This window comes from Mycobacterium angelicum (genome assembly GCF_002086155.1).
GTDB lineage: Bacteria > Actinomycetota > Actinomycetes > Mycobacteriales > Mycobacteriaceae > Mycobacterium > Mycobacterium angelicum.
In genome coordinates this window covers 121,828-142,659 of the sequence record NZ_MVHE01000008.1, presented here as the reverse complement: position 1 = coordinate 142,659, position 20,832 = coordinate 121,828, and the positions used below count along the sequence as shown (strand labels likewise).

At 65.1% G+C, this 20,832-nt stretch carries 22 protein-coding genes and 1 pseudogene; 11 read left to right on the top strand and 12 right to left on the bottom strand.

Annotation, left to right across the window (positions count from 1 at the left end; all coding sequences use genetic code 11):
* Positions 1 to 6 precede the first annotated feature (6 nt).
* On the top strand, positions 7 to 1,008 hold the full coding sequence (locus BST12_RS08435) for an SPFH domain-containing protein (protein ID WP_083112677.1): 1,002 nt from the start codon (positions 7 to 9) through the stop codon (positions 1,006 to 1,008).
* Complete coding sequence (locus BST12_RS08430) at positions 1,005 to 1,895, top strand: NAD(+)/NADH kinase (RefSeq protein WP_083112649.1); 891 nt, start codon at positions 1,005 to 1,007, stop codon at positions 1,893 to 1,895. The genes BST12_RS08435 and BST12_RS08430 overlap by 4 nt, the downstream gene beginning before the upstream one ends.
* Positions 1,896 to 1,965: 70 nt before the next feature.
* Here BST12_RS08430 and BST12_RS08425 read toward each other — a convergent pair whose 3' ends face one another.
* Both BST12_RS08425 and BST12_RS08420 read right to left on the bottom strand, forming a co-directional pair.
* The gene (locus BST12_RS08425) at positions 1,966 to 2,451 is read right to left on the bottom strand and encodes an SRPBCC family protein (RefSeq protein WP_083112648.1); all 486 of its coding nucleotides are present in this window, start codon (positions 2,449 to 2,451) and stop codon (positions 1,966 to 1,968) included.
* Between the two features lie 3 nt (positions 2,452 to 2,454).
* Entirely contained in the window at positions 2,455 to 2,796 is a 342-nt protein-coding gene (locus BST12_RS08420; RefSeq protein WP_245850139.1) for an ArsR/SmtB family transcription factor, read from the bottom strand.
* Between the two features lie 351 nt (positions 2,797 to 3,147).
* Between BST12_RS08420 and BST12_RS08415 the strand changes: the two genes are divergently transcribed.
* Positions 3,148 to 3,651 (top strand): VOC family protein, encoded by a 504-nt coding sequence (locus BST12_RS08415; RefSeq protein ID WP_083112646.1) that lies wholly within the window; start codon positions 3,148 to 3,150, stop codon positions 3,649 to 3,651.
* A 263-nt stretch (positions 3,652 to 3,914) separates the two neighbouring features.
* Here BST12_RS08415 and dnaB read toward each other — a convergent pair whose 3' ends face one another.
* From dnaB to rpsF, 5 genes are all read right to left on the bottom strand, one after another.
* The gene (gene dnaB, locus BST12_RS08410; protein ID WP_083112676.1) at positions 3,915 to 5,294 is read right to left on the bottom strand and encodes a replicative DNA helicase; all 1,380 of its coding nucleotides are present in this window, start codon (positions 5,292 to 5,294) and stop codon (positions 3,915 to 3,917) included.
* A 543-nt stretch (positions 5,295 to 5,837) separates the two neighbouring features.
* Positions 5,838 to 6,296, bottom strand: coding sequence for a 50S ribosomal protein L9 (gene rplI / locus BST12_RS08400; protein ID WP_083112645.1), 459 nt, complete (start codon positions 6,294 to 6,296; stop codon positions 5,838 to 5,840).
* Positions 6,297 to 6,329: 33 nt separating this feature from the next.
* Positions 6,330 to 6,584, bottom strand: a complete 255-nt coding sequence (gene rpsR / locus BST12_RS08395) for a 30S ribosomal protein S18 (protein WP_083112644.1) — start codon at positions 6,582 to 6,584, stop codon at positions 6,330 to 6,332.
* Positions 6,585 to 6,629: 45 nt separating this feature from the next.
* Positions 6,630 to 7,157: a single-stranded DNA-binding protein gene (locus tag BST12_RS08390; RefSeq protein ID WP_083112643.1), complete on the bottom strand. Its 528-nt coding sequence runs from the start codon at positions 7,155 to 7,157 to the stop codon at positions 6,630 to 6,632.
* Positions 7,158 to 7,236: 79 nt separating this feature from the next.
* Positions 7,237 to 7,527 carry a 30S ribosomal protein S6 gene (gene rpsF / locus BST12_RS08385; RefSeq protein WP_083112642.1) on the bottom strand — a complete coding sequence of 97 codons (291 nt, stop codon included), beginning with the start codon at positions 7,525 to 7,527 and terminating at the stop codon, positions 7,237 to 7,239.
* A 259-nt stretch (positions 7,528 to 7,786) separates the two neighbouring features.
* Here rpsF and BST12_RS08380 point away from each other — a divergent pair, with 259 nt between their 5' ends.
* Together BST12_RS08380 and BST12_RS08375 are read left to right on the top strand one after the other, a co-directional pair.
* Positions 7,787 to 7,984 carry a hypothetical protein gene (locus BST12_RS08380; protein ID WP_083112641.1) on the top strand — a complete coding sequence of 66 codons (198 nt, stop codon included), beginning with the start codon at positions 7,787 to 7,789 and terminating at the stop codon, positions 7,982 to 7,984.
* Positions 7,985 to 8,024: 40 nt separating this feature from the next.
* The gene (locus tag BST12_RS08375; RefSeq protein ID WP_083112640.1) at positions 8,025 to 9,191 is read left to right on the top strand and encodes a radical SAM protein; all 1,167 of its coding nucleotides are present in this window, start codon (positions 8,025 to 8,027) and stop codon (positions 9,189 to 9,191) included.
* Between the two features lie 104 nt (positions 9,192 to 9,295).
* Here BST12_RS08375 and BST12_RS08370 read toward each other — a convergent pair whose 3' ends face one another.
* From BST12_RS08370 to BST12_RS08355, 4 genes and pseudogenes are all read right to left on the bottom strand, one after another.
* Positions 9,296 to 9,937: a DJ-1/PfpI family protein gene (locus BST12_RS08370; protein WP_211281234.1), complete on the bottom strand. Its 642-nt coding sequence runs from the start codon at positions 9,935 to 9,937 to the stop codon at positions 9,296 to 9,298.
* Positions 9,846 to 11,556: pseudogene (locus BST12_RS08365) on the bottom strand (glycosyltransferase family 87 protein). The gene BST12_RS08370 and the pseudogene BST12_RS08365 overlap by 92 nt, the downstream one beginning before the upstream one ends.
* Positions 11,553 to 14,129 carry a transglycosylase domain-containing protein gene (locus BST12_RS08360; protein ID WP_083112638.1) on the bottom strand — a complete coding sequence of 859 codons (2,577 nt, stop codon included), beginning with the start codon at positions 14,127 to 14,129 and terminating at the stop codon, positions 11,553 to 11,555. Before BST12_RS08360 ends, BST12_RS08365 begins: the two are co-directional and overlap by 4 nt.
* Positions 14,122 to 14,544 (bottom strand): DUF5318 family protein, encoded by a 423-nt coding sequence (locus BST12_RS08355; RefSeq protein WP_083112637.1) that lies wholly within the window; start codon positions 14,542 to 14,544, stop codon positions 14,122 to 14,124. Before BST12_RS08355 ends, BST12_RS08360 begins: the two co-directional genes overlap by 8 nt.
* Positions 14,545 to 14,657: 113 nt before the next feature.
* On the opposite strand from BST12_RS08355, the gene BST12_RS08350 reads away from it, so the two are divergent.
* The 6 genes from BST12_RS08350 to BST12_RS08325 all read left to right on the top strand — a co-directional run bounded on the left by BST12_RS08350 (position 14,658) and on the right by BST12_RS08325 (position 19,860).
* Positions 14,658 to 15,506 carry a DUF1707 SHOCT-like domain-containing protein gene (locus BST12_RS08350; RefSeq protein ID WP_308207382.1) on the top strand — a complete coding sequence of 283 codons (849 nt, stop codon included), beginning with the start codon at positions 14,658 to 14,660 and terminating at the stop codon, positions 15,504 to 15,506.
* Positions 15,507 to 15,725: 219 nt separating this feature from the next.
* The gene (locus BST12_RS08345) at positions 15,726 to 16,265 is read left to right on the top strand and encodes a PadR family transcriptional regulator (RefSeq protein WP_083112636.1); all 540 of its coding nucleotides are present in this window, start codon (positions 15,726 to 15,728) and stop codon (positions 16,263 to 16,265) included.
* Positions 16,266 to 16,327: 62 nt separating this feature from the next.
* The gene (locus BST12_RS08340) at positions 16,328 to 17,440 is read left to right on the top strand and encodes an inositol-3-phosphate synthase (RefSeq protein ID WP_083112635.1); all 1,113 of its coding nucleotides are present in this window, start codon (positions 16,328 to 16,330) and stop codon (positions 17,438 to 17,440) included.
* 33 nt (positions 17,441 to 17,473) lie between these two features.
* Positions 17,474 to 18,376, top strand: a complete 903-nt coding sequence (locus BST12_RS08335; protein WP_083112634.1) for an alpha/beta fold hydrolase — start codon at positions 17,474 to 17,476, stop codon at positions 18,374 to 18,376.
* 13 nt (positions 18,377 to 18,389) lie between these two features.
* The gene (locus BST12_RS08330) at positions 18,390 to 18,989 is read left to right on the top strand and encodes a TetR/AcrR family transcriptional regulator (protein WP_083112633.1); all 600 of its coding nucleotides are present in this window, start codon (positions 18,390 to 18,392) and stop codon (positions 18,987 to 18,989) included.
* 16 nt (positions 18,990 to 19,005) lie between these two features.
* A complete protein-coding gene (locus BST12_RS08325) occupies positions 19,006 to 19,860 on the top strand; it encodes an SDR family oxidoreductase (RefSeq protein WP_083112632.1) in 855 nt (284 codons plus the stop codon).
* Here the strand turns inward: BST12_RS08325 and BST12_RS08320 are convergent.
* Positions 19,846 to 20,814 carry an NAD-dependent epimerase/dehydratase family protein gene (locus BST12_RS08320; protein WP_083112673.1) on the bottom strand — a complete coding sequence of 323 codons (969 nt, stop codon included), beginning with the start codon at positions 20,812 to 20,814 and terminating at the stop codon, positions 19,846 to 19,848. The genes BST12_RS08325 and BST12_RS08320 overlap by 15 nt on opposite strands.
* Between the last annotated feature and the right edge of the window lie 18 nt (positions 20,815 to 20,832).

Below are 20,832 nucleotides of genomic sequence, written 5' to 3'. Positions count from 1 at the left end.
GCCATCATGGCCGTAATCACCCGCTACCCACTGCTACGTCACCTGCGCGTAGAACCGACCTCACACATCCGCGCACTGCGCGGAGGCCAGCTTGTACAAGATGGACCCGGTCTGGCGTTCTGGTTCCTTCCCCTGACCGCGGCAATGTCGGAGATCCCGCTCGACGACCGCGAACTGCCCCTGCTATTCCACGCCCGGACAGCCGACTTCCAGGACGTGGCCGTACAAGCCACCGTCACCTACCGCATCGCCAAACCCGCGCTGGCCGCGCAGCGCATCGACTTTTCGATCGACACCGAAACCGGCTACTGGCGATCAGCTCCCCTGGAACAGGTAGCTGGAATACTGACCGAATCCGCACAGCAGCACGGGCTGGCCCTACTGGCCCGCACCATGTTGGCCACGGCGCTGGTGGACGGGATCAGCACGGTGCGTGACTGCATGGCCGCGGGGCTCGCCAACGACACACGACTCGCCCAAACCGGTATCGCGGTGATCGGGGTTCGCGTGGTGGCGATTCGTCCCGAGCCCGAGGTGGAACGCGCGCTGCAGACACCGACCCGCGAGCAGGTTCAGCAGGAGGCGGACCGCGCCACGTTCGAGCGCCGGGCGCTCGCCGTGGAACGGGAACGAGCCATCGGCGAGAACGAGCTGCAGACCAAGATCGAACTTGCGCGCCGCGAGCAGGAACTGGTTGCCCAGAACGGCACCAATGAGCGACTGAAAACCCAGGAATCCTGGGCCGCTGACGCGATCGCCACCGAAGCGCAGGCTCGCCGCGAAGTACAGCTGGCCGAGGCGAAGGCACAAGCCACTCGGTTGATGGGCGACGCGGAGGCTACCGCCGAGGCCGCGCGGCTGGCCGCCTACCGCGACCTGTCCGAGGCCACCCTGCTGGGCTTGGCGGTCAAGGAACTGGCCGCCAATCTGCCCAAGATCGAGCACCTGGCGCTGACGCCGGATCTGCTTGCGCCCGTGCTGGCCCGGCTGGGGGCGGGTGCGTCATGACGCTTCCGCCGAGGGCGGTGCTGGTGCACCGGCGCACCGAACTCGACGATGCCCTGGCGCGGCACGGGACACACGGGCAGGCAGCGTTCTTCCTATCCAGCCGCGGTCGCAGCATCGATGAGCTCGAGGTCCGGCACGCCAGCACTCAGTCGGCCCTGGCCGCCGTCGCCGCCGCGATTCCTGCGGACTGGCGACGCGGCCGGGTCGAACGGGCAGACCTGTCCCGATTTCTGTTCGAGCCCCGCGACATCGTGATCGTGGTGGGGCAGGACGGTCTGGTGGCTAACGTCGCCAAGTACCTCGATGGTCAGCCGGTCATCGGCGTCAACACCGAACCGAATCGCAATGCCGGCGTGTTGGTTCCACACACTCCCGACGGCGCCGGCGGACTGATTCGGGCGGCGGCGCAAAACCGTGCCGAGATCGAGCCGCGCACGATGGCCGAAGCTGTGACCGATGACGGACAGCAATTGCTGGCCGTCAACGAGATCTTCGTGGGCCATGCCAGCCACCAAACCGCGCGCTACACGCTCGCCTTGCCTGACGGCCGCGCCGAGCGGCAGGCGTCATCCGGAGTGATCGTCTCCACTGGAACCGGTGCAACCGGGTGGTGTCGCTCGGTCTGGGAGCAACGCCGCAGCAGCGTTGTGCTGCCCGGCCCGAGCGAACCGCGGCTCGCGTGGTTCGTGCGCGAGGCTTGGCCGTCGCCCGCAACGGGCACATCCCTTGTGGAAGGGGACCTCAACGCCACGACGCTGACGGTCGACGTGGAGTCGGATCGGTTGGTGGTGTTCGGCGACGGCATCGAAAGCGACTCGTTGTTCTTGTCCTGCGGCCAACGGCTGACGGTGCGACTGGCTGTGCGGCGGCTACGGCTCGTGCGTTGAATGTTGTCTCAACATCCCCCAGGGCGGTCGATGCCGTCGCGGCGATCGGGCGACGGCGTCGAAGATGGAGCTAGGAGGCAACCAGAGCGTCGATCTGGTTGATCGCCGATGAGGCGCCCTCGACGATGCCCATGTCCAGCACCTGCTGAAGCGCCTCGGCGGACTCGAAGGTGCTCACGTAGGTCGCGCGGGTGCCGCCGTCGTGCTCGGCGAAGGTGTACACGTTCCTCGAGACCGGCAGCCCGGGGTTCGGATTGAACTCCACGTCGGCGAATCCGTCGACGAAGGAGAAGCTCGTGGGCTCGTCAACGGCCGTGATCTCCCAGTATCCGGCGTGCTTGTCGCCACCCGGGCCGGTCATGTAGTAAGTCGTGCGGCCGCCGGGCCTGAGGTCGTGGTCGACCACGGTTGCCGGATAGCTCGGCGGCCCCCACACCTTCTCCAGCTGACGCGGGTCGGCGTAGACCTGCCAGATTCTCTCCACCGGCGCGGCGAACTCGGCAGTGATGGTCAGGGTCAGGTTGTCGAGGTCCTGCTGAACGTCGGTCACCGGCATGGCTCAGTTCTCCTTGCTTGCGTCGGATGAGATGAGTTCGTCGATGCGTGCGATGCGACCACGCCAAATCTGTTCCAGCTCGCTGAGCATGGACGCCACCGACCGCACGGCCGCCACGTCACCGCTGGCCAGCTGCTCGCGACCGTTGCGTCGCTTGGTGAGCAAGCCGGCCTTCTCCAGCACGACGACGTGCTTTTGCACCGCTGCAAAACTCATTTCGTACTTGACTGCGAGCGCGGACACCGAGTGCTCCCCGGCGAGCGCCCGGCGCAAGATGTCACGGCGGGTCCGGTCGGCAAGCGCGTGGAACAGGGCGTCCGCCCGATCCTCGTCAGTCGCGATCACATTTTCAAACATACAACCAGACGGTTGTAGGTTGTCAACCCCTATCGCGTCGCCGAATTCCTCGCCGCCACCGGCGGCGACATGTGCGCATTCGACGCGGTTTAATCGCCTCGCTAACATCTCTTGCCTCGCACCGGTACCCCGGGACTCCGGTCGCATCAGCGGCAACCTTGACAGCTTTGTTCGGAATCCTCTTGCCGCGAAACTGAATTGGCGCGCTTCAACACCGTCACTGCCCAACCGGTGAGGTATGCGGATCCGCGAATCAGCCCAGCGGTCAAAGGTTTGCTGATGAATGCGCGTAGCGGCCTCGTCACCAGGTATTCGGTTCGGCTCGATACTGTCCAATGCATGCCCATTAGGCTCGAGAACGTCGGGATCGCCGTTCGTGACCTCGAAGCAGCGATCGCCTTTTTCACCGACCTCGGTCTCACGGTCATCGGGCGTGACACCGTCTGTGGCGAATGGACCGACACTGCCGTCGGTCTTGACGGCAACCACGCCAATATTGCGATGCTCCAGACGCCACACGGTCACGGTCGCCTTGAGCTATTCGAGTTCATCCACCCCACAGCGATCGAGTCAAAACCCTCTACTCCCAACGAGATTGGCATGCACCGCGTCGCTTTCTCAGTTGACGACATCGACATGGCGCTTGAGATAGCCGCGCGGCACGGCTGCCGTCCGCTTCGTGGCGTGGCGACCTATGAAGACCTCTACAAACTCACCTACATCCGCGGTCCCAGCGACATCATCGTGATGCTCGCCGAGGAGCTGAAGACGAACTGTCAGCCGATCGGTCGGCCCGCGCGCAGCCGTGGCGCAACCGCACGTGAGAGCGCAGAAAGCTATTGACCAAAGCTCGGTCACGGTGGCCGATTGGCGCGATTGGCGGAGACGTTCGCCGACCTGGATGAGCCCGAGGTCATGCGGCGCGCATGGAAATGAGAGGTTGGCTCATCGAAAAGTCGGCCCCGGCGATCAACGATCGTGTGGACGAGTACAGCGGCGGGCTAGATGGTCGTTGTTAGGCGACCGCGCATGCGGCGGCGACTTTCCTAATCGGATCCTCAGATGACGCGCACCCAATTGTGGACCGCACACCCACCGGTGCCGCGTCACCTGGCCATGTTGGCAAACCGCGACAAGTGCAGCTGGTGCGCGACGGTGACCGTCTTGGTCGGACCGTTACGGTGTTTGGCGAGAATGAAATCCGCTTCTCCCCCACGCGGGTCGTCGCGTTCGAAGGCATCGGGGCGATTCAGCAGGATAACCATGTCGGCATCCTGTTCCAAACTTCCCGACTCGCGAAGGTCGGACAGCATTGGCTTCTTGTCAGTACGCTGTTCCGGGCCGCGGTTGAGCTGGCTGATCGCGACTACTGGAACCTCCAGTTCCTTAGCCAAAAGCTTTAAATGCCTTGAGAATTCGGATACTTCGACCTGTCGCGACTCGTGCTTCTTGCCTGAGGTCATCAGCTGCAGATAGTCGACGACGACAAGCTTCAGGTTCGACTTCTGTCGCAACCGACGGGCCTTAGCGCGGATCTCCATCATGGTTAGGTTCGGCGAATCGTCGATATACAGTGGCGCTTCGCTGATTTCACTCATCCGCCGGGCTAGCCGGGTCCAGTCGTCGTCATTCATCCGGCCCGAACGCATATCGGCGAGCTTGATTTTCGCCTCCGCCGACAGCAGCCGCATCACGATCTCGGACTTACTCATCTCCAAGGAGAAAATCACGCTGGCCATGCGGTGCTTGATTGAGCAGGACCGCATGAAGTCCAGCCCGAGGGTCGACTTGCCCACCCCCGGACGTGCCGCGACGATGATCATCTGCCCCGGGTGCAGCCCATTGGTCACCTCGTCGAGCTCGGTAAAACCGGTCGGCACACCGCGGGCGATACCACCGTTCGAGGCGATGGCGTCGATCTCGTCCATCGTTGGCTGTAGCAGATCCTCTAGCGGCACAAAGTCTTCCGTTGTCCGCCGCTCGGCCACGTCGTAGATCTCGGCCTGGGCGCGGTCGACAATTTCGGCGACATCGGCGCCGTCAGCGCCGGCATAGCCGTACTGCACCACCCGCGTACCGGCCTCCACCAGCCGGCGCAACAGCGCCTTCTCGGCGACGATGCCCGCGTAGTAGCCCGCATTGGCGGCCGTCGGCACCGTCGAGATCAGCGTGTGCAGGTAGGGCGCACCGCCGATGCGGCGCAACAACCCACGGCGGTCCAACTCGGCGGCCACCGTCACCGCATCGGCCGGCTCCCCGCGGCCATACAGATCCAAGATGGCGTCGTAGACGTTCTGGTGGGCGGGGCGGTAGAAGTCCCCGGGCCGCAGCCGTTCCAGCACGTCGGCAATGGCGTCCTTGCTCAGCAGCATCCCGCCCAGCACCGACTGCTCAGCGGCCAGATCCTGCGGCGGCTGGCGCCCGAAATCCTCACTGGGCGGCGGAGCATCCATACCTGGGTGCGGCAGATCGTCAACGACCGCCACGGGCACTCACCTCCTCTGCTACGAGCATACGAACATACATTCGATTGCCGCTATTCAGAGCGTAAGGCAACGCACCGACACCCCGCCCCCTACCCAACTGGCCACCAGGCCGATCACCCGCTATGTCTAAGCGCCGGGAGAACCGTAAACGTTGCTGGCGAGTACTCCAAGAGGCTGTTGTTCATGAAGCTGTGCATCGTGTGTGCATATCCGTCGACAGCTGTGTTAAGGGGGGTGTGGAGAACCTGTGGATTAATGCGGGGCGGGACGACATCTCTGCTGCTGAGAACCGTACAACGAGGCACATTCAGTGTGGACAACAATCTCCTCGGCGTGTCGGGCCAGGTTACCGCGCCGGGCGTGTTGGTTTTCGCGCAGATTTTCGGCGAGTAAAGGGTCGGTTAAGCAGGTTGCGCGAGGACACGCACCAAATAGTTCGCCAGAAAGCACACCCCGCGCGGGCCTCGGCAGGCGATTTTCGCGCAGCCGAAAACCCCGGGGGCCGGGCGCGGCCACACCGGGGTCACGAACGTTTGCCGAAAGTTAGCTTTCCGCGACGACGTCGATGGAGACTTCGACGTCGATTTCGGGGTGCAGGTGCACCACCACAGGATGCGCGCCGACGGCCTTGATGTGCGCCTTGGGCAACCGGACGATGCGCTTGTCGAGGTTCGGTCCGCCTGCCTTCTTGATCGCGGCGACAATGTCGCCGGCAGTCACCGAGCCGAACAGCTTGCCGGAATCGCCGGCAGTCTTGACCGACAGCGAGACCGCTCCAAGCGCGTTGATCGCGGCTTTGAGCTCGCTGGCGTGCTCGCGGTCGCGCACCGTCTTGGTCTCACGGGCCCGGCGGATCTCGTCGGCCTGCTTCTGAGCCCCGCGGGAGGCGACGATCGCCAGCCCGCGCGGGAGCAGGAAGTTGCGGCCGTATCCGTCCTTGACCTCGACACTGTCGCCGACAGAACCGAGGTTGTCGACGTCAGCCGTCAGAATCAGCTTCATCGTTTTACGTACTTTCCGTTGGGCGGCCGACAGTTACCGCGTCGACGAGGTGAAGGGCAGCAACGCGACCTCGCGGGCATTCTTCACCGCGAGCGCGATGTCGCGCTGGTGCTGAACACAGTTGCCGGTGACCCGGCGGGCCCGGATCTTGCCGCGCTCACTGATGTAGGTCCGCAGCAGCGCGGTGTCCTTGTAGTCGATGTTCTGGTCCTTCTTGGCGCAGAAGACGCACTTGCGCGACTTGACCGGTTTCTCCGGAGCCGGGCGCCGCTTGCTGGACTTGGCCATGAGTGTCTTTTCTTTCCGTTCTTACTGGTCTTGAAGTGTGTGAAATCAGAAGGGCGGTTCGTCGTCGCCGCCGCCGAAGGAGCCCGACGCCGGGGCGCTGCCCCAGGGGTCGTCACCGGATCCGCCGCTCGGCTGCGCAGCCGGGGCCGGACGGGATCCGCCGCCGCCACCACCGCCGAAGCCACCGCCTCCGCCGCCACCGCCGCTGCGACTGGCCTTGTTCACCTTGGCCGTCGCATACCGAAGCGAGGGTCCGATCTCGTCGACCTCGACCTCGACCACGGTGCGCTTCTCGCCCTCGCGGGTTTCGAAGGAACGCTGCTTGAGCCGGCCGGTGACGATCACCCGCGCTCCACGGGTGAGGCTCTCGGCCACGTTCTCGGCGGCCTCACGCCAGATGTTGCAGCGCAGGAACAATGCCTCGCCGTCTTTCCACTCACCGCTTTGGCGGTCGTAGATCCGAGGCGTCGAGGCCACGGTGAAGTTCGCGACGGCCGCACCCGACGGAGTGAACCTCAGTTCGGGATCCGCGGTCAGGTTTCCGACGACGGTAATAGTGGTGTCACCAGCCACAAGTTCCTCCTGGGTCCGCCTGATAAAGGATTAGGGATTATCTCCGGCGAGCCTACGCAGCAGCGCCGACAGCGGACAGTCAGTGCTTGTCGGTGCGCATCACCTTGGTGCGCAACACCGACTCGTTCAGGCTCAGCTGGCGGTCGAGCTCGGACACCGTCGCCGGCTCCGCCTTCAGGTCGACGACAACGTAGATACCTTCGGCGTGCTTGGCGATCTCGTAAGCCAGCCGGCGCTTACCCCAGATGTCGACCTTCTCGACCTTTCCGCCGTCCTTGCGGACGACGTTGAGAAACGTCTCCAACGACGGGGCGACGGTGCGCTCGTCAAGGGTGGGGTCAAGGATGACCATGATTTCGTATGGACGCATAGGGACCTCATCACCTCCTCTGGTCTGTGCGGCCACGGTCGTTCCGTGGCAGGAGGGTCGCCTGCGTCGGCAACCGCCCCAGGCTACCGGACGTGGGCTGGCCAGGGAAATCCGGGCAAATCCGGGGCAATGTGCAGGATGCTCTATTTCGACCGTTATCTGCCCAAAGTGCACAGTGCCATGGGCATTTTCTTACGGTTACCGTCCCCATGTCGAACAGCCGTAAGAGACGGGTGTCACTACCTAAAGGAATCGCAGCATGACCATCTTGCTCGAAAAGCCGCAAACCGATGTCGGCAGTGTTATTGCCGAGGCGTTCGGGTCAGCTAGCCCCGCATCCATCATCTCTGCTTTTGCCGAAGGCCAAGAGACGGTCGCTGGCAGCCACTTTCGCTCAGGTGCGGTAAAGCCGGCAGCGTTCTTCCTGCTCTCATCGGATCTCGAGTTGTCTCGATAGCCAAATCAATCTTGGAGGGTGCCGACGGAGTGCTGCTGCGATGCAATGGGTAATGAAAACCACCAAGCTGTGCAATCTGCGCTGCAAATATTGCTATGAGTGGGAGCACCTGTCGGACCCGACAAGGATGTCGGAGGCCGTATGGCGACACGCTTTGGTCGCCATACGCGACTACGCCGAGCTCGCGAGCCAGCGCAGCGGATACGACCTGCCCGTGGACATCATTTGGCATGGCGGCGAGCCGACACTGTTGCCCCGTACGTATTTCGAGACCGTGTTCGCACTCCAACGGGAGATTTTTCCCGGCGAATGGGTTGAAAGCCGGCGGGTGCGGAATTACCTACAAACGAATCTCTACTCCGTTCGCGATGAGCATCTCGACGTCTTCCAAGAGCACGGAATCACCCTTGGCGTCTCGGTCGACTTCGCCGCGGGAGTGCGACTGACCGCAGGAGGTCGCGCAACTGAGTCGGCAGTTCGGGCGAATATGGGTCGACTACGGGACCGGGGCATACCGTTCAGCATCATCTCGGTGCTGGCCGGGCACACGGTGAGCCAGATCGAGCAGGTCTTCGACGAGATCACTCGAATCGATAAGCCGGCGCGGCTGCTTCCGCTGTTCGGCGGTCCGCCGACGCGTTCGATGGAAGGCGTAACTGTCGGCCTGGCAGACATTCTCGACGCGATCATGGTGTTCTTCGATTTGTGGCTCTCCGCCGGTATGCGGCCGCGGGTCGATCCACTCAACCAGTGCATGCAAACGGTAATTCTCAAGCGATTGAACTTAGAACGCCCGCGCCAAGACCGGGCGCTACTGGGCAACGACGTCCTGGTTATCGACCGTGACGGCACGCTGGCCTGCGACACGTATCGCGAGCACGGGATCCTTGGAAATATCACCGAGACACCCATCGAGCACATCGTCAATGGCCTCACCTACCGCAACTTGATCGTCGAAGAGACCCGTCTCAAGGAGTCGATCTGCACCGGGTGCCCATTCCTGGGCGCCTGCGACACCAGCCCCATCGCACGCCACTTCGATAGCCACGTCCTGCAAGACTGCCCACTGGAGAAGTACCTGCTACCGCGGCTTGAGGCCCACCTCGAAAGTAAGGGCTTCTTCGACGACGAATTCGACGCCAAAGCCCGTGAAATCGCGGCGGCGCATCTGGCGGAGTCACTCGAAGCAACGGCTTCGTATTCCTGAGGTCGTACCCCTGCGGCGACACATAAACGTCGCACACGACTCGCCGAAAAGCGTGTGCCCACTTTATGTCTCGCGGCGGCCAGAGCCCGTCCGCAAGGGCCACCTTACTTTCGCGCCTGCAGGAAGTCGTGCGCCCTGGCCTTCGTCGACTCGTCGGCCTTGGCCAGCGAACCCGAGTCGAACGGCGGCTGCGGGTCGTATTCGATGAGCAACTGAGCGGCCTGCGCGGCCTCGCGATCGACCAGCAACTCAACCAGCCGCAAGGCCATATCGATCCCGCTGGAAACCCCGGCGGCGGTGATGATTCGCTGCGGCAGATGCTCGACGACTCGGTCGGGCACATACCTTGCACCCAGCCGGTTCAGCTCTTCGGCGGCCCGCCAATGTGTCGTCGCAGTGAGGCCATCCAGCAGACCCGCAGCGCCGAGCAACAGTGCACCGGTACACACCGACGTGGTGAACTTGGTGCCCGGATGCACCGCTTGCAGCCAGCCGCGGATGACTTCGTCGCCGATCAGCACCCGGGTCCCGATACCACCGGGAAACACCACCACATCCGGTGCGCCGACTTCGTCGAAGGTCGCGTCGCAGTTGACCCCGAGCATGCCGTTCTCCGTACGCAGTTCACCGCGCTGATGCCCGACGAACACCACGTCAATCGACGGAATGCGTTGCAGCACTTCGTATGGCCCGACAGCGTCCAGCGCGGTGAAACGCGGGAACAACGGAATGGCGACCTGCATCATGCCTCCTGGCCGACGGTAGCGATTCGCTGACGTCGCGAGACGGGACGCAGCCAGGCCGGCACCCAGCCCGGCGGCGCGTCCGGGGCACGATCGTAGACTCCGCCCGCCGGGTCGTCGACCCGCCCCTGCCAGCGCACCAAATCCTCATTGGGATGGTAGATCTGTCGAATCACCAACGCACACAACGCCATAACGGCAATATCGCGCAGCAGCACCGTCGCGGTGAACCACTGTTCCGGCAGCGAACGATTCGGATTGCCGTACAGGTAATACATCCGCGGCACCCACACCAGCGCGTCAATCGTCATCCACGCCAACAGAATCCGCCGGTGCGGAAGGGCCAGCACGGCCAACGGCACCAGCCATAGCGAAAACTGGGGGCTCCATACCTTGTTGGTCAGCAGGAACGTGGCCACCACCAGAAAGGCCAGCTGCGCCAACCGCGGCCGCTGCGGCGCGGTCAAACCGATGTAAGCGATTGCCGCACAAGCCAATACGAACAGCACCAGGACCACGGTGTTCAGCACCACCGGTGGCTCCCAGAAGCCCAATCTCGGATCGAAGCCGCGCCAGCCGGTGAACGACTTCACAACGTTGTACAGCGAGTCCATGTCGTCGCCGCGGCGGGTGTTGAGCCGGAAGAACTCCGACCATCCCCGCGGATAGAAGACCAGCACCGGCAGGTTGACCAACAACCAGGTGAGCACCGTAGCCACCGTGGTGCGGACGAAATCACGCAACCGGCCCGCGCGGATTCCCAGCACCAACAACGGGCCCAGAAACAACAGCGGATACAGCTTGGCCGCGGCGCCGAGCCCGATCAGCACGCCGGCCAGCACAGGTCTTCGCCGCGCCCACGCCAGCAGACTGCCCATCGCGAAAGCCGTTGCCAGGGCATCGAAGTTGGTGAATATCTGAAAGATCACCAACGGCGAGGCGGCCACCAGCGCGGCATCCCAGACGCGGCGCCCGGCCAGGCCCGCGGTAGCCCAGACGGTAGCCAGCCAAGCCAGCGCCAACCCGAAGGCGGCGACATCGAAGAACATCACCACCTCGGCGACCACCGGAAAAAGACGCAACTTGCTCAGCGCGGTATAGGTCTTGGCGATCGCCATCGAGACGTACTGGTAGACGCCGGTCAGGACCGGATACTCCATGTAGCGCGCCGCGGGCTGGCCATCGTAGCGAACCTGTGGCGTGCCGTTGGCGTCGGTCTCGATCCAGCTCGACTTGTACGGAAACTTGCCCTGGCTCAACAACTCTGCGCCGTAGAGCGGCACGGTGTCGGAGTAACACAGCTCGTAGTAGGCGCGTTGGTTGTCCCAGTTGGCCACCCGTTGGTCACCCGGGCCGGTGCCGGTGCTCTGCAGACAGGCCGCTTTCGTCGACCAGCCCAGCGCCAGGAACACCAATCCGATCACGAACATCACCCGCAGTGGGGTGAAGAACCGGGTGCGGCCGATCAGCGCGTGCCGGCCGACCGGCCCGCCCACTACCTCGGCCAGAGCGGTGCCCAGCACATCGGTACGGCTGGGGCAATCACGGTTGTCTGCGCTCCGGCGATCGCCGGCCAACGGCATGGGTGAGGTGCTGGCGCGCTGGTTCGGTGCGCCCGTCACGGTGGCGGCGTGGGGTTCTCAGGAGGCGGGGGCGCCGAAGGCCCCCCGGGCGGCACGGCGGGTCCGAGGGTGATCGTGGTAGGCGGACCGACCGGCACGGTGATGCCTGGTGCGATCTCCACCGTCGGCTGAATCACGGTCTCCGAAGGTGGCGCCGGCGGTGGCGGGGGCGGCGCGGGCACGCCCGCATAGCCACCGATCTCGGTCGGTTTAGGGAAGGTCTCGTTCTGGGTGCCCTTGAGGGCGCCGTCCATGGTCGACTTCCAGATGTCCGACGGCAGCCCGGAGCCGTAAACCGCTCCGCCCGAGGCGGTTACCAGTGGCTGATCACCCTTGACGGTGCCCACCCAGACCGCCGTGGACAACGACGGCGTGTAGCCCACCATCCAGGCGTCCTTGTTGGAAGTGGTGTCACCCAGCTGCGTGGTGCCTGTCTTGGCCGCCGACTGCCGCCCACCGGCCAGGTTGTGACCACGCGAATAGCCGGCGATCGGCTGCATCGCCGCGGTGACATTGTCGGCGACGGCCTTGGGGATCCGCTGCTCGCCGCTGGTGTCGGCGGTGCCGGCGTCGAACAGGACCTGCCCCTCGGCGTTGACCACCTTCTGCACGAAATGCGGACGGTGGTAGATCCCGGAATCGGCAAGCGTGGCGTACGCCGTTGCCATATCGATCACCCGGGTTTGGTACTGGCCCAACACAATTCCGTTGTTGGGCGGACCGCCTTTGCCGTCTTCGGAAAGCGTGTGCGAGACGCCGGGGAAGCTTTCGGCGATGCCGGCTTGGTGCGCGGCGTCGGCGACGGCCTGCGGCCCGCCCTTGAGCTTGAGCATTAGCCGGTAATAAGAAGTGTTCAGCGACATCTTGAGCGCTTCGGCCAGGTTGCAGGTGCCGCAACTTTCGCCTTCGACGTTGGTGATCTTGATGCCGTCGACGGTCAACGGGGAACTGTCCACCTGGTAGCCCAGACCGATGCCCTGCTCCAGCGCCGCCACGAGGGCGAACACCTTGAACGATGAACCGGTCTGCAATCCCGCTTGGGCGAAATCGAAGCCCTGAGCATTGGATCCGCCGTAGTACGCGCGCACCGCTCCGTTGTGCGGATCGATCGACACCACGGCTGCGCGCATGTCCGGGTCTTGGCCGTCAAGGTATTTCGACACCGCTTTTTCCGCGGCGGCCTGCGCCTGCGGGTCGATCGTGGTGGTGACCTGTAGACCCTGGGTGTTCAGCGTCTGCTCGTCGATGTTGAAAAGCTCGAGCAGTTCCTTGGTCACCTGCCGCTCGATCAGGCCGTTGGGGCCGCTGGTCTGGTTCTGTGCGCGCGCCTGATCCGGCGGAACGGTCTTGGGGAATACCTGCGCGGCACGGTCATTGGCGGACAGCGCCTTGGTCTCCACCATCCCGTCGAGCACCCAGTTCCACCGCGCCAGCGCACCATCGGGATCGACCGCGGGGTCCAGGGTGGAGGGCCGCCTGATGAGCGCGGCCAGCAGTGCACCTTCGGCGACGGTGAGCTGCTCGACGGGCTTGTCGAAGTAGGCCTTGGAGGCCGCCGAAATCCCGTACGCACCGCGACCGAAGTAGATGATGTTCAGATAGGCCTGCAGCACATCGTCTTTGGACCACTCCCCCGACATCTTGGTGGCGATCACCAACTCTTTGGCCTTGCGCAGCAAACCACTCCACCCGTGCTGCGCGGAACCGACCAACGCGTTCTTGACGTATTGCTGGGTGATCGTCGAGCCGCCCTGCAGGTCACCGCCGAAGAGATTGTTCTTCACCGCGCGCGCGAATCCGCTGAAGGAGAAGCCGGGGTTGGAGTAGAAATTGCGGTCTTCGGCGGCGATGACCGCCTGGCGTACGTGTACCGGCACCTGGTTGAGGTTGACGTCGACCCGATTACCTTCGGGCGGAACGATTTTGGCGATCTCGGAGCCATCGCTGGCCAGAATCGTAGAAACCTGGTTGGTGCGGATGTCGCCCGGCTTGGGGACGTCGACGATGAAGTAGGCCATCGTGAAGGTGACGATCGGCAGCAACACCATCGCCACCGCCGTGATGACCAGCGAGCGCTTTACCCATCTCCAGTTGATCTGCTGGACCCAGCTCACGTCCACCTTCGGCCGTGAGCCCCGGCCGCCGGGGCGCCCCGATGGACCCGGCACCCCTCCAGGAGGAGGCCCGCCCGGCGGTCCCCCTGGCACCCCTCCAGGGGGAGGGGTGCCGCCGCCGCGCCGGTGGCGTCGCGAGGGCGGAGCATCGAGCGCGGCCTTGACCTGATCCAGCGGGGCGGCCTGCACCTGGTCGAGCGGGTCGCGCTGCTGTGCCGCCGAGCCGGGGCTGTCCAGTGCGGCCTTGACCTCCTCGATGGGGTCGGCGTGCCGGGCTGACCGGTCGTCGGTCACGGCGGGGATGATCGCGGTCAGCCGGTCGTCGGGCGGAACCTGACGGCGCTGCCCGGCCGGGCGCGGATCGCCCTCGTCGCCGCCGGGCTGCTGTCCCACACCTTCACTCGCCGACCCGCCTGGTGCGTTACTGGACGACTGGTGGTGGCGCCCTTCGTTATTCACTGGCCGTGCGGGCGCCGTTGCGCGCCGTCCGCCTGCCGGATCCCTTAGGTGGACGCGCCGCACCCAGGACGTACGACTTGACCAGGTGGTTCCAGCTGCAGGTGCGACAGACCTCCACCACGTGCACGGCGAACTCCGAGAACCGCGTTGCCAACAGCACCAGCTCCTCGGCGGTACGCGCCGAACCCGACACCGCACCCAGGTGCTCGCCGAACACCCACGACACCAGCGTGAGTTGCTCCTTGCGGCAGATCGGGCACATCACCTGGCTTTGTTTCCCGTGAAACTTCGCGGCGCGCAGCAGGTAGGGATTTGCATCGCACACCTCGGTCACGCCGGTGCGCCCCGAGTACACCTCGGCCAGCAGTGAGCGCCGCCGAAGCGCGTAGTCGACTACCTGTCGCTGCAATCGCACGCTGACCAGAGTACGTGGCCCCGCCCACCACCGATATGCAACCGACGGTGTTGTCGCGCGGGTGCTGGGGGTATTGCGTCGTCACCGCACGCCGGACTTCTACCATCGTCCCCGTGGCGAAATGGTCGGGACCGACGTCAACGCGTGCGAAGGACAGCGACCGGCAGGAAGCATGCCGGATCCTCGACACCGCCCTGGGCGACGGCGAGATCTCGTCAGAGGAGCATCGCGAACGCGTCAGTTCGGCGACCAAGGCCGTGACGCTCGGCGAGCTGCAGCACCTGCTGACCGACCTGCAGTCCGAAGGCGCACACCCGCAGACGCCGGCGGTCAAGCTACGTCCCAAACCCAGTGGTCTGGGTATCACGATCGCCGCCTTCGTGGTGACGGTGCTGCTGGGCATCGGCATCGGCTGGGGTCTCTACGGCAACACCAGTTCGCCGCTGGACTTCACCTCCGACCCTGGAGCCAAGCCCGACGGCGTCGCGGCCGTGGTGCTCACGCCGCCCAAGCAACTGCAATCCCTGGGCGGACTGACCGGGCTGATCGAGCAAACCCGCAAACGGTTCGGCGACACCATGGGCTACCGGCTGGTGGTCTACCCCACGTACGCGTCGCTCGATCGCCAGGACCCTAAGGACGAGCGCCGCGTGCTGAACTACACCTACCGTGGCGGCTGGGGAGATCCGAGCAGCTCCGCCAAGTCCAGCGTCGACGCCACCGTGGTTGACCTGAGCAAGTTCGACGTGAAGACGGCGGTGGGCATCCTGCGCGGCGCCCCGGAAACCGTCGGCATCAAGGGCTCGGACGTCAAGTCCACCTATTTGATCGTCGAGCCCGCCACCGACCCGACCACCCCCGGTGCGTTATCGCTCACGGTGTATGTCTCCAGCGACTACGGCAGTGGCTACATCGAGTTCGCCGGCGACGGCACCGTCAAGCAGGTGAATTACCCGTCCTGATCGCGGTGGCCTAACAGGTGTAGATCCGCCGGCGCCGGTCAACCCTGTTCGAATGTGTGACGAACAGCGCACTAACATTTGGTGGTGTTGTCGCTAATATATCGGAGCGATAGGATTTCACGAGGTGTTGGCCGATCGTAACCAGTCGCTGTAATCAGTCAACGTAACAGCCAGCGTAACCACGCCGCTTAACCAGCCAGGTCAGAGGGAGGTGTCTCGATGCTGGAGCTCGCCATTCTGGGCCTCCTGATCGAGTCGCCGATGCACGGCTATGAGCTGCGCAAACGCCTGACCGGCTTGCTCGGCGCGTTCCGGGCGTTTTCCTACGGCTCGCTGTATCCCGCGCTGCGCCGCATGCAGGCCGAGGGATTGATCGCCGAGAACGCCGCCCCCGCCGGAACTCCGGTGCGACGTGCCCGCCGGGTTTACCAGCTGACCGACGAGGGACGACGGCGCTTTGGCGAGCTGGTCGCCGACACCGGCCCGCACAACTACACCGACGACGGCTTCGGCGTACACCTGGCGTTCTTCAACCGGACCCCGGCCGAAGCGCGGATGCGCATCTTGGAAGGCCGTCGCCGTCAGGTCGAGGAGCGGCGGGAAGGGCTGCGCGAGGCGATCGCCCGGGCCAGCACTTCGCTGGACCGCTACACCCGCCAACTGCATCAGCTTGGTCTCGAGTCCAGTGAACGCGAGGTCAAGTGGCTCAACGAGCTCATCGCCGCCGAACGGGCCGCGCCGCACGCGGAACAGACATAAAACCCTGCACGAAACGAAACACCGGGACACCCCAGAAGTTATGAGGTTAGGAGAACGCCCTAATGAGTGAGTACAACGAGCCGCAGGCATCGACCGAGGTACGTGTCGCCATCGTCGGCGTCGGTAACTGCGCGTCCTCGCTGGTCCAGGGTGTCGAGTACTACTACAACGCCGACGACACCTCGAATGTGCCGGGCCTCATGCACGTGCGCTTCGGGCCGTACCACGTCCGCGACGTCAAGTTCGTCGCCGCGTTCGACGTGGACGCCAAGAAGGTCGGCTTCGATCTCTCCGACGCGATTTACGCCTCGGAGAACAACACCATCAAGATCGCCGACGTGCCGCCCACCAACGTGGTGGTGCAGCGCGGCCCGACGCTGGATGGCATCGGCAAGTACTACGCCGACACCATCGAGTTGTCCGACGACGAGCCGGTCGACGTGGTGAAAGTCCTCAAGGACAACAAGGTCGACGTGCTGGTGTCCTACCTGCCGGTGGGTTCGGAAGAGGCCGACAAGTTCTACGCCCAGTGCGCCATCGACGCCGGCGTGGCGTTCGTGAACGCGCTGCCGGTCTTCATCGCCTCCGACCCGGTGTGGGCCAAGAAGTTCAAGGACGCCGGTGTGCCGATCATCGGCGACGACATCAAGAGCCAGGTGGGCGCGACCATCACCCACCGGGTGATGGCCAAGCTGTTCGAGGACCGCGGTGTCACGCTGGACCGCACTTACCAGCTCAACGTCGGCGGCAACATGGACTTCAAGAACATGCTGGAGCGCGAGCGGCTGGAGTCCAAGAAGGTCTCCAAGACCCAGGCCGTCACGTCCAACCTCACCGGCTCGCTCGCCGGCAAGGTGGAGGACAAGAACGTCCACATCGGCCCGTCCGACCACGTCGCGTGGCTCGACGACCGCAAGTGGGCCTACGTGCGCCTGGAAGGCCGCGCCTTCGGTGACGTGCCGCTGAACCTGGAATACAAGCTCGAGGTTTGGGACTCGCCGAACTCGGCCGGCATCATCATCGACGCGGTGCGCGCGGCCAAAATCGCCAAGGACCGCGGCATCGGCGGCCCGGTGCTCCCGGCGTCGGCCTACCTGATGAAGAGCCCGCCCGAGCAGCTGCCCGACGACGTCGCGCGCGCCCAGCTCGAAGAGTTCATCATCGGGGCCGACTAAAGTCGCCCAACCCCAGTTCGTAATGTCGGAGTCGTGACGGAAATCTCCGACGACGAACTAACCGGTCTCGACGAGTTCGCCCTGCTGGCTGAAAATGCCGAGCAGGCTGGTGTGACGGGTCCGCTGCCCGCCGTCGAGCGGCTGCACGCAGGTGGCATCAGCGCGCTGCGCTGGGGCGGCCCAGAGCCGCGGGTGATCTTTCTGCACGGTGGCGGACAGAACGCGCACACCTGGGACACCGTCATCGTCGGACTCGGTGAGCCGGCGCTGGCGGTGGACCTACCGGGCCACGGCCACTCCACCTGGCGCGAGGACGGCGACTATTCGCCGCAACACAATGCCGACGCCCTGACGCCGGTGTTACGCGAGCTGGCGCCGCGCGCGGAATTCGTCGTCGGGATGTCGCTGGGCGGGCTGACCGGGATACGCCTGGGTGCGACGGCACCGGACCTCGTGGACGAACTCGTCCTCATCGACGTCACCCCGTCGGCGCTGCAGCGACACTCCGAGATGACCAAAGAGCAGCACGGCACAGTGGCACTGATGCACGGTGAACGGGAGTTCCCCAGCTTCCAGGCCATGCTGGACCTGACCATCGCCGCGGCGCCGCATCGTGAGGTAAAAGCGTTGCGCCGCGGGGTATTTCACAATTCCCGCAGACTCGACAACGGCAACTGGGCGTGGCGGTACGACGCAATTCGCAAATTTCCCGACTTCGCGACGCTGTGGGACGACGTCGACGCCCTGGCCGCGCCCGTCACCCTGGTACGCGGCGGCACGTCGGGCTTTGTCAACGACGACGACGTAGCCGAATTAAGCCGTCGGGCAAAGCATTTCCGTGCCGCACATGTCGTCGAGAATTCGGGTCACTCGGTGCAAAGCGACCAGCCGCGTGCGTTGATCGAGCTGGTACGCGGAGTTGTCGGCACACGCTGAGGTTGAATCGCGGATGACCGATGACGATCGACCCGGCCGGCCTGCCGGGCGACCGCGTGACGCATCGATTGACGAACGGGTGTTGTCGGTGACGCGCGAGCTGCTGATGGAGGTGGGCTGGGACGAGCTGAGTCTGCGCCTGGTCGCGGCGCGGGCCGGGGTCGGGCGGGCCAGCCTGAGCCGCCGCTGGTCCTCCAAAGCGGAGTTGGTGCTACACGCCATTTTGGGTGAAACCCCGGATTTGGCACCGTTTTCCGGCACCGATCTGACCGGCTGGATCGAATGGGTGGTGCGGGGCAGCCACGAGCTCTACCGCAGACCCGACGTACAGGCCGCAGTGCCTGGGCTATTGCTGGCGTTGCGCGAGAACGACGAGCTGCGCCGGGCGCTGTGGGCGGGATTCAGCGGGCCGGCTGTGCAATTGTTCGCAGAGCGAGTCAATGCCGGCACGGATGCCGAACGTCAGCGTGCCGATCTCGACGCGCGGGCAACGCTGGCGATGGCGGCCGGCGCCGCGTTGTTCGTTACGACGATCGCCGTCGAAGACGACACCGATGCCCTGCGCAGCCGGATCGCGCAGTTGTTGATTACGGCTATCGGCAAAGCCCACTGAGTCGGAAGGCATACCCATGGGGACCTATGCAGTCACCGGCTCGGCGTCGGGAATGGGCGCCGCTACTGCGCGGCGGCTGCGCGCCGACGGCCACACCGTCATCGGGGTCGACATCCGGGAAGCCGAAGTCGTCGCGGACTTGTCGACGCGGGCGGGCCGCGCGCAGGCGGCGACCGACGTGCTCGCCGCGGCTGCGGGCCGTCTCGACGGCGCCGTGCTGGCGGCGGGCCTCGGCCCCGGCGCCGGCGCCGAGCGGCTGCGTCGCATCGCCGAAGTGAACTATCTGGGGGTGGTCGAACTGCTCGATCGGTGGCGACCGTGCCTGGCCACCGCAAATGGGGGGAAAGCCACGAAAGTCGTTGTGTTGTCCAGTAATTCGACGACCACCACTCCCCTGGTCCCCCGCCGGGTGGTGCGGGCGCTGACCGCCGGTGATGTCGACAAGGCGCTACGCGGCATCCGGATGCTCGGGCCCGCGCGGCCTGCGATCATCTATGCGGCCTCCAAGATCGCAGTCAGCCGGTGGGTACGGCGACATGCCGTGCGGCCGGAGTGGGCCGGTGCCGGCATCCGGCTCAATGCCCTGGCTCCGGGTGCGGTGCTGACGCCCTTGCTCGAGGAGCAGTTGGCCAACCCACAGCAGGGTAAAGCGGTGCGGCGCTTCCCCGTTCCGGTGGGCGGCTTCGGAGACGCCGACCAACTCGCCCAATGGGTGTGCTTCATGCTGTCTGATGCCGCCGATTTCCTTTGCGGCAGTGTGGTTTTCGTCGACGGCGGTACCGATGCCCACTTCCGCGCCGACGACTGGCCCCGACCGGTACCGGCTCGCCGGCTGGTGAGCTACTTGAGGAAGTTTCTAGCCACGCAATGACTCGACGATGGCCGCCTTCGGGCACCGCCACGTCATGCCCAGGTCCTGCAGCGTCCGGCTGTCGTCGGTCGGTGTCGCGGCGGTGAGCAACATCGCCGCCTCGTAAGTCAGGCCGTCGCCCAGCGCAACATAGCGGCCGGCAAGATCGCCCAGGCGGCCCGCGGCGCACAACAACCGCGGGGATACGGCCACGCGGCGCACCCGGCGTCCCAGCCCCGCTTCGACCGCGTCGACCATTTCGTCGAACGTCAGCAGGTGCCCACCACAGACGTACCGGCGTGGGCCGCGACCGGCTTGCATGATGCGCACGTGCACGTCGGCGACGTCGCGCACGTCGATCATCTGCATGCCGCCGCGCACCCGCGGGGCCACCGCCCAGCGCACGATCGGCGCCCAGCCCCGCTCGGTGACACCCGCGGCCGTGCCGAATGCCGGCCCGACCACACTCGACGGATACGTCACCACGACCGGCCCGCCGGCGTCCTGCAGCCGCCGGGCGGCCCGGTCGGCATAGCCCTTGGTCTTGGCATACGCGCTGCGGCCGGCGGCCGTCGGCGAATCCGGCGAGATGACGCCGTCCGGTGGCGGGAAGAGCGCGCTGTAGCTACTCACCGAGACCACCGGATCAAGCCCAAGCTCAACGGCACGAGTCAGGATCGCTTCTGTCGCATAAGCGTTGACCTCCCACATCAGCCGGGCCCGGCGTTCGTCGGTGCCCACGATGCCGGCTGCATGCAGCACGGCGTCAGCTGCGGTGAGGAGTTCCTCGATGCTCGAGGTTGCCCGCACGTCACCGACCAGCACGGTCAACGGCCCGAGCTCGCGCAAGCGCTCGATAACCGGGGCGGAATCGTTCGGTGCCACCAGCAACGTCACGTGATGACCGGCCTGCAGCAAGGCGCGCACCACGTGCGCGCCGAGATAGCCGGTTCCGCCCGTCACCGCAATGCGCATCGACTGCCTCCTCGCCAC

Bases quoted from the DNA above. Each gene is read 5' to 3' on its own strand.
- BST12_RS08435 (WP_083112677.1), top strand. From the start codon at position 7: ATGGCCGTAATCACCCGCTACCCACTGCTACGTCACCTGCGCGTAGAA.
- BST12_RS08430 (WP_083112649.1), top strand. From the start codon at position 1,005: ATGACGCTTCCGCCGAGGGCGGTGCTGGTGCACCGGCGCACCGAACTC.
- BST12_RS08425 (WP_083112648.1), bottom strand. From the start codon at position 2,451: ATGCCGGTGACCGACGTTCAGCAGGACCTCGACAACCTGACCCTGACC.
- BST12_RS08415 (WP_083112646.1), top strand. From the start codon at position 3,148: ATGCCCATTAGGCTCGAGAACGTCGGGATCGCCGTTCGTGACCTCGAA.
- rplI (WP_083112645.1), bottom strand. From the start codon at position 6,296: ATGAAGCTGATTCTGACGGCTGACGTCGACAACCTCGGTTCTGTCGGC.
- rpsR (WP_083112644.1), bottom strand. From the start codon at position 6,584: ATGGCCAAGTCCAGCAAGCGGCGCCCGGCTCCGGAGAAACCGGTCAAG.
- rpsF (WP_083112642.1), bottom strand. From the start codon at position 7,527: ATGCGTCCATACGAAATCATGGTCATCCTTGACCCCACCCTTGACGAG.
- BST12_RS08380 (WP_083112641.1), top strand. From the start codon at position 7,787: ATGACCATCTTGCTCGAAAAGCCGCAAACCGATGTCGGCAGTGTTATT.
- BST12_RS08375 (WP_083112640.1), top strand. From the start codon at position 8,025: ATGCAATGGGTAATGAAAACCACCAAGCTGTGCAATCTGCGCTGCAAA.
- BST12_RS08370 (WP_211281234.1), bottom strand. From the start codon at position 9,937: ATGATGCAGGTCGCCATTCCGTTGTTCCCGCGTTTCACCGCGCTGGAC.
- BST12_RS08345 (WP_083112636.1), top strand. From the start codon at position 15,726: ATGCTGGAGCTCGCCATTCTGGGCCTCCTGATCGAGTCGCCGATGCAC.
- BST12_RS08340 (WP_083112635.1), top strand. From the start codon at position 16,328: ATGAGTGAGTACAACGAGCCGCAGGCATCGACCGAGGTACGTGTCGCC.
- BST12_RS08330 (WP_083112633.1), top strand. From the start codon at position 18,390: ATGACCGATGACGATCGACCCGGCCGGCCTGCCGGGCGACCGCGTGAC.
- BST12_RS08325 (WP_083112632.1), top strand. From the start codon at position 19,006: ATGGGGACCTATGCAGTCACCGGCTCGGCGTCGGGAATGGGCGCCGCT.
- BST12_RS08320 (WP_083112673.1), bottom strand. From the start codon at position 20,814: ATGCGCATTGCGGTGACGGGCGGAACCGGCTATCTCGGCGCGCACGTG.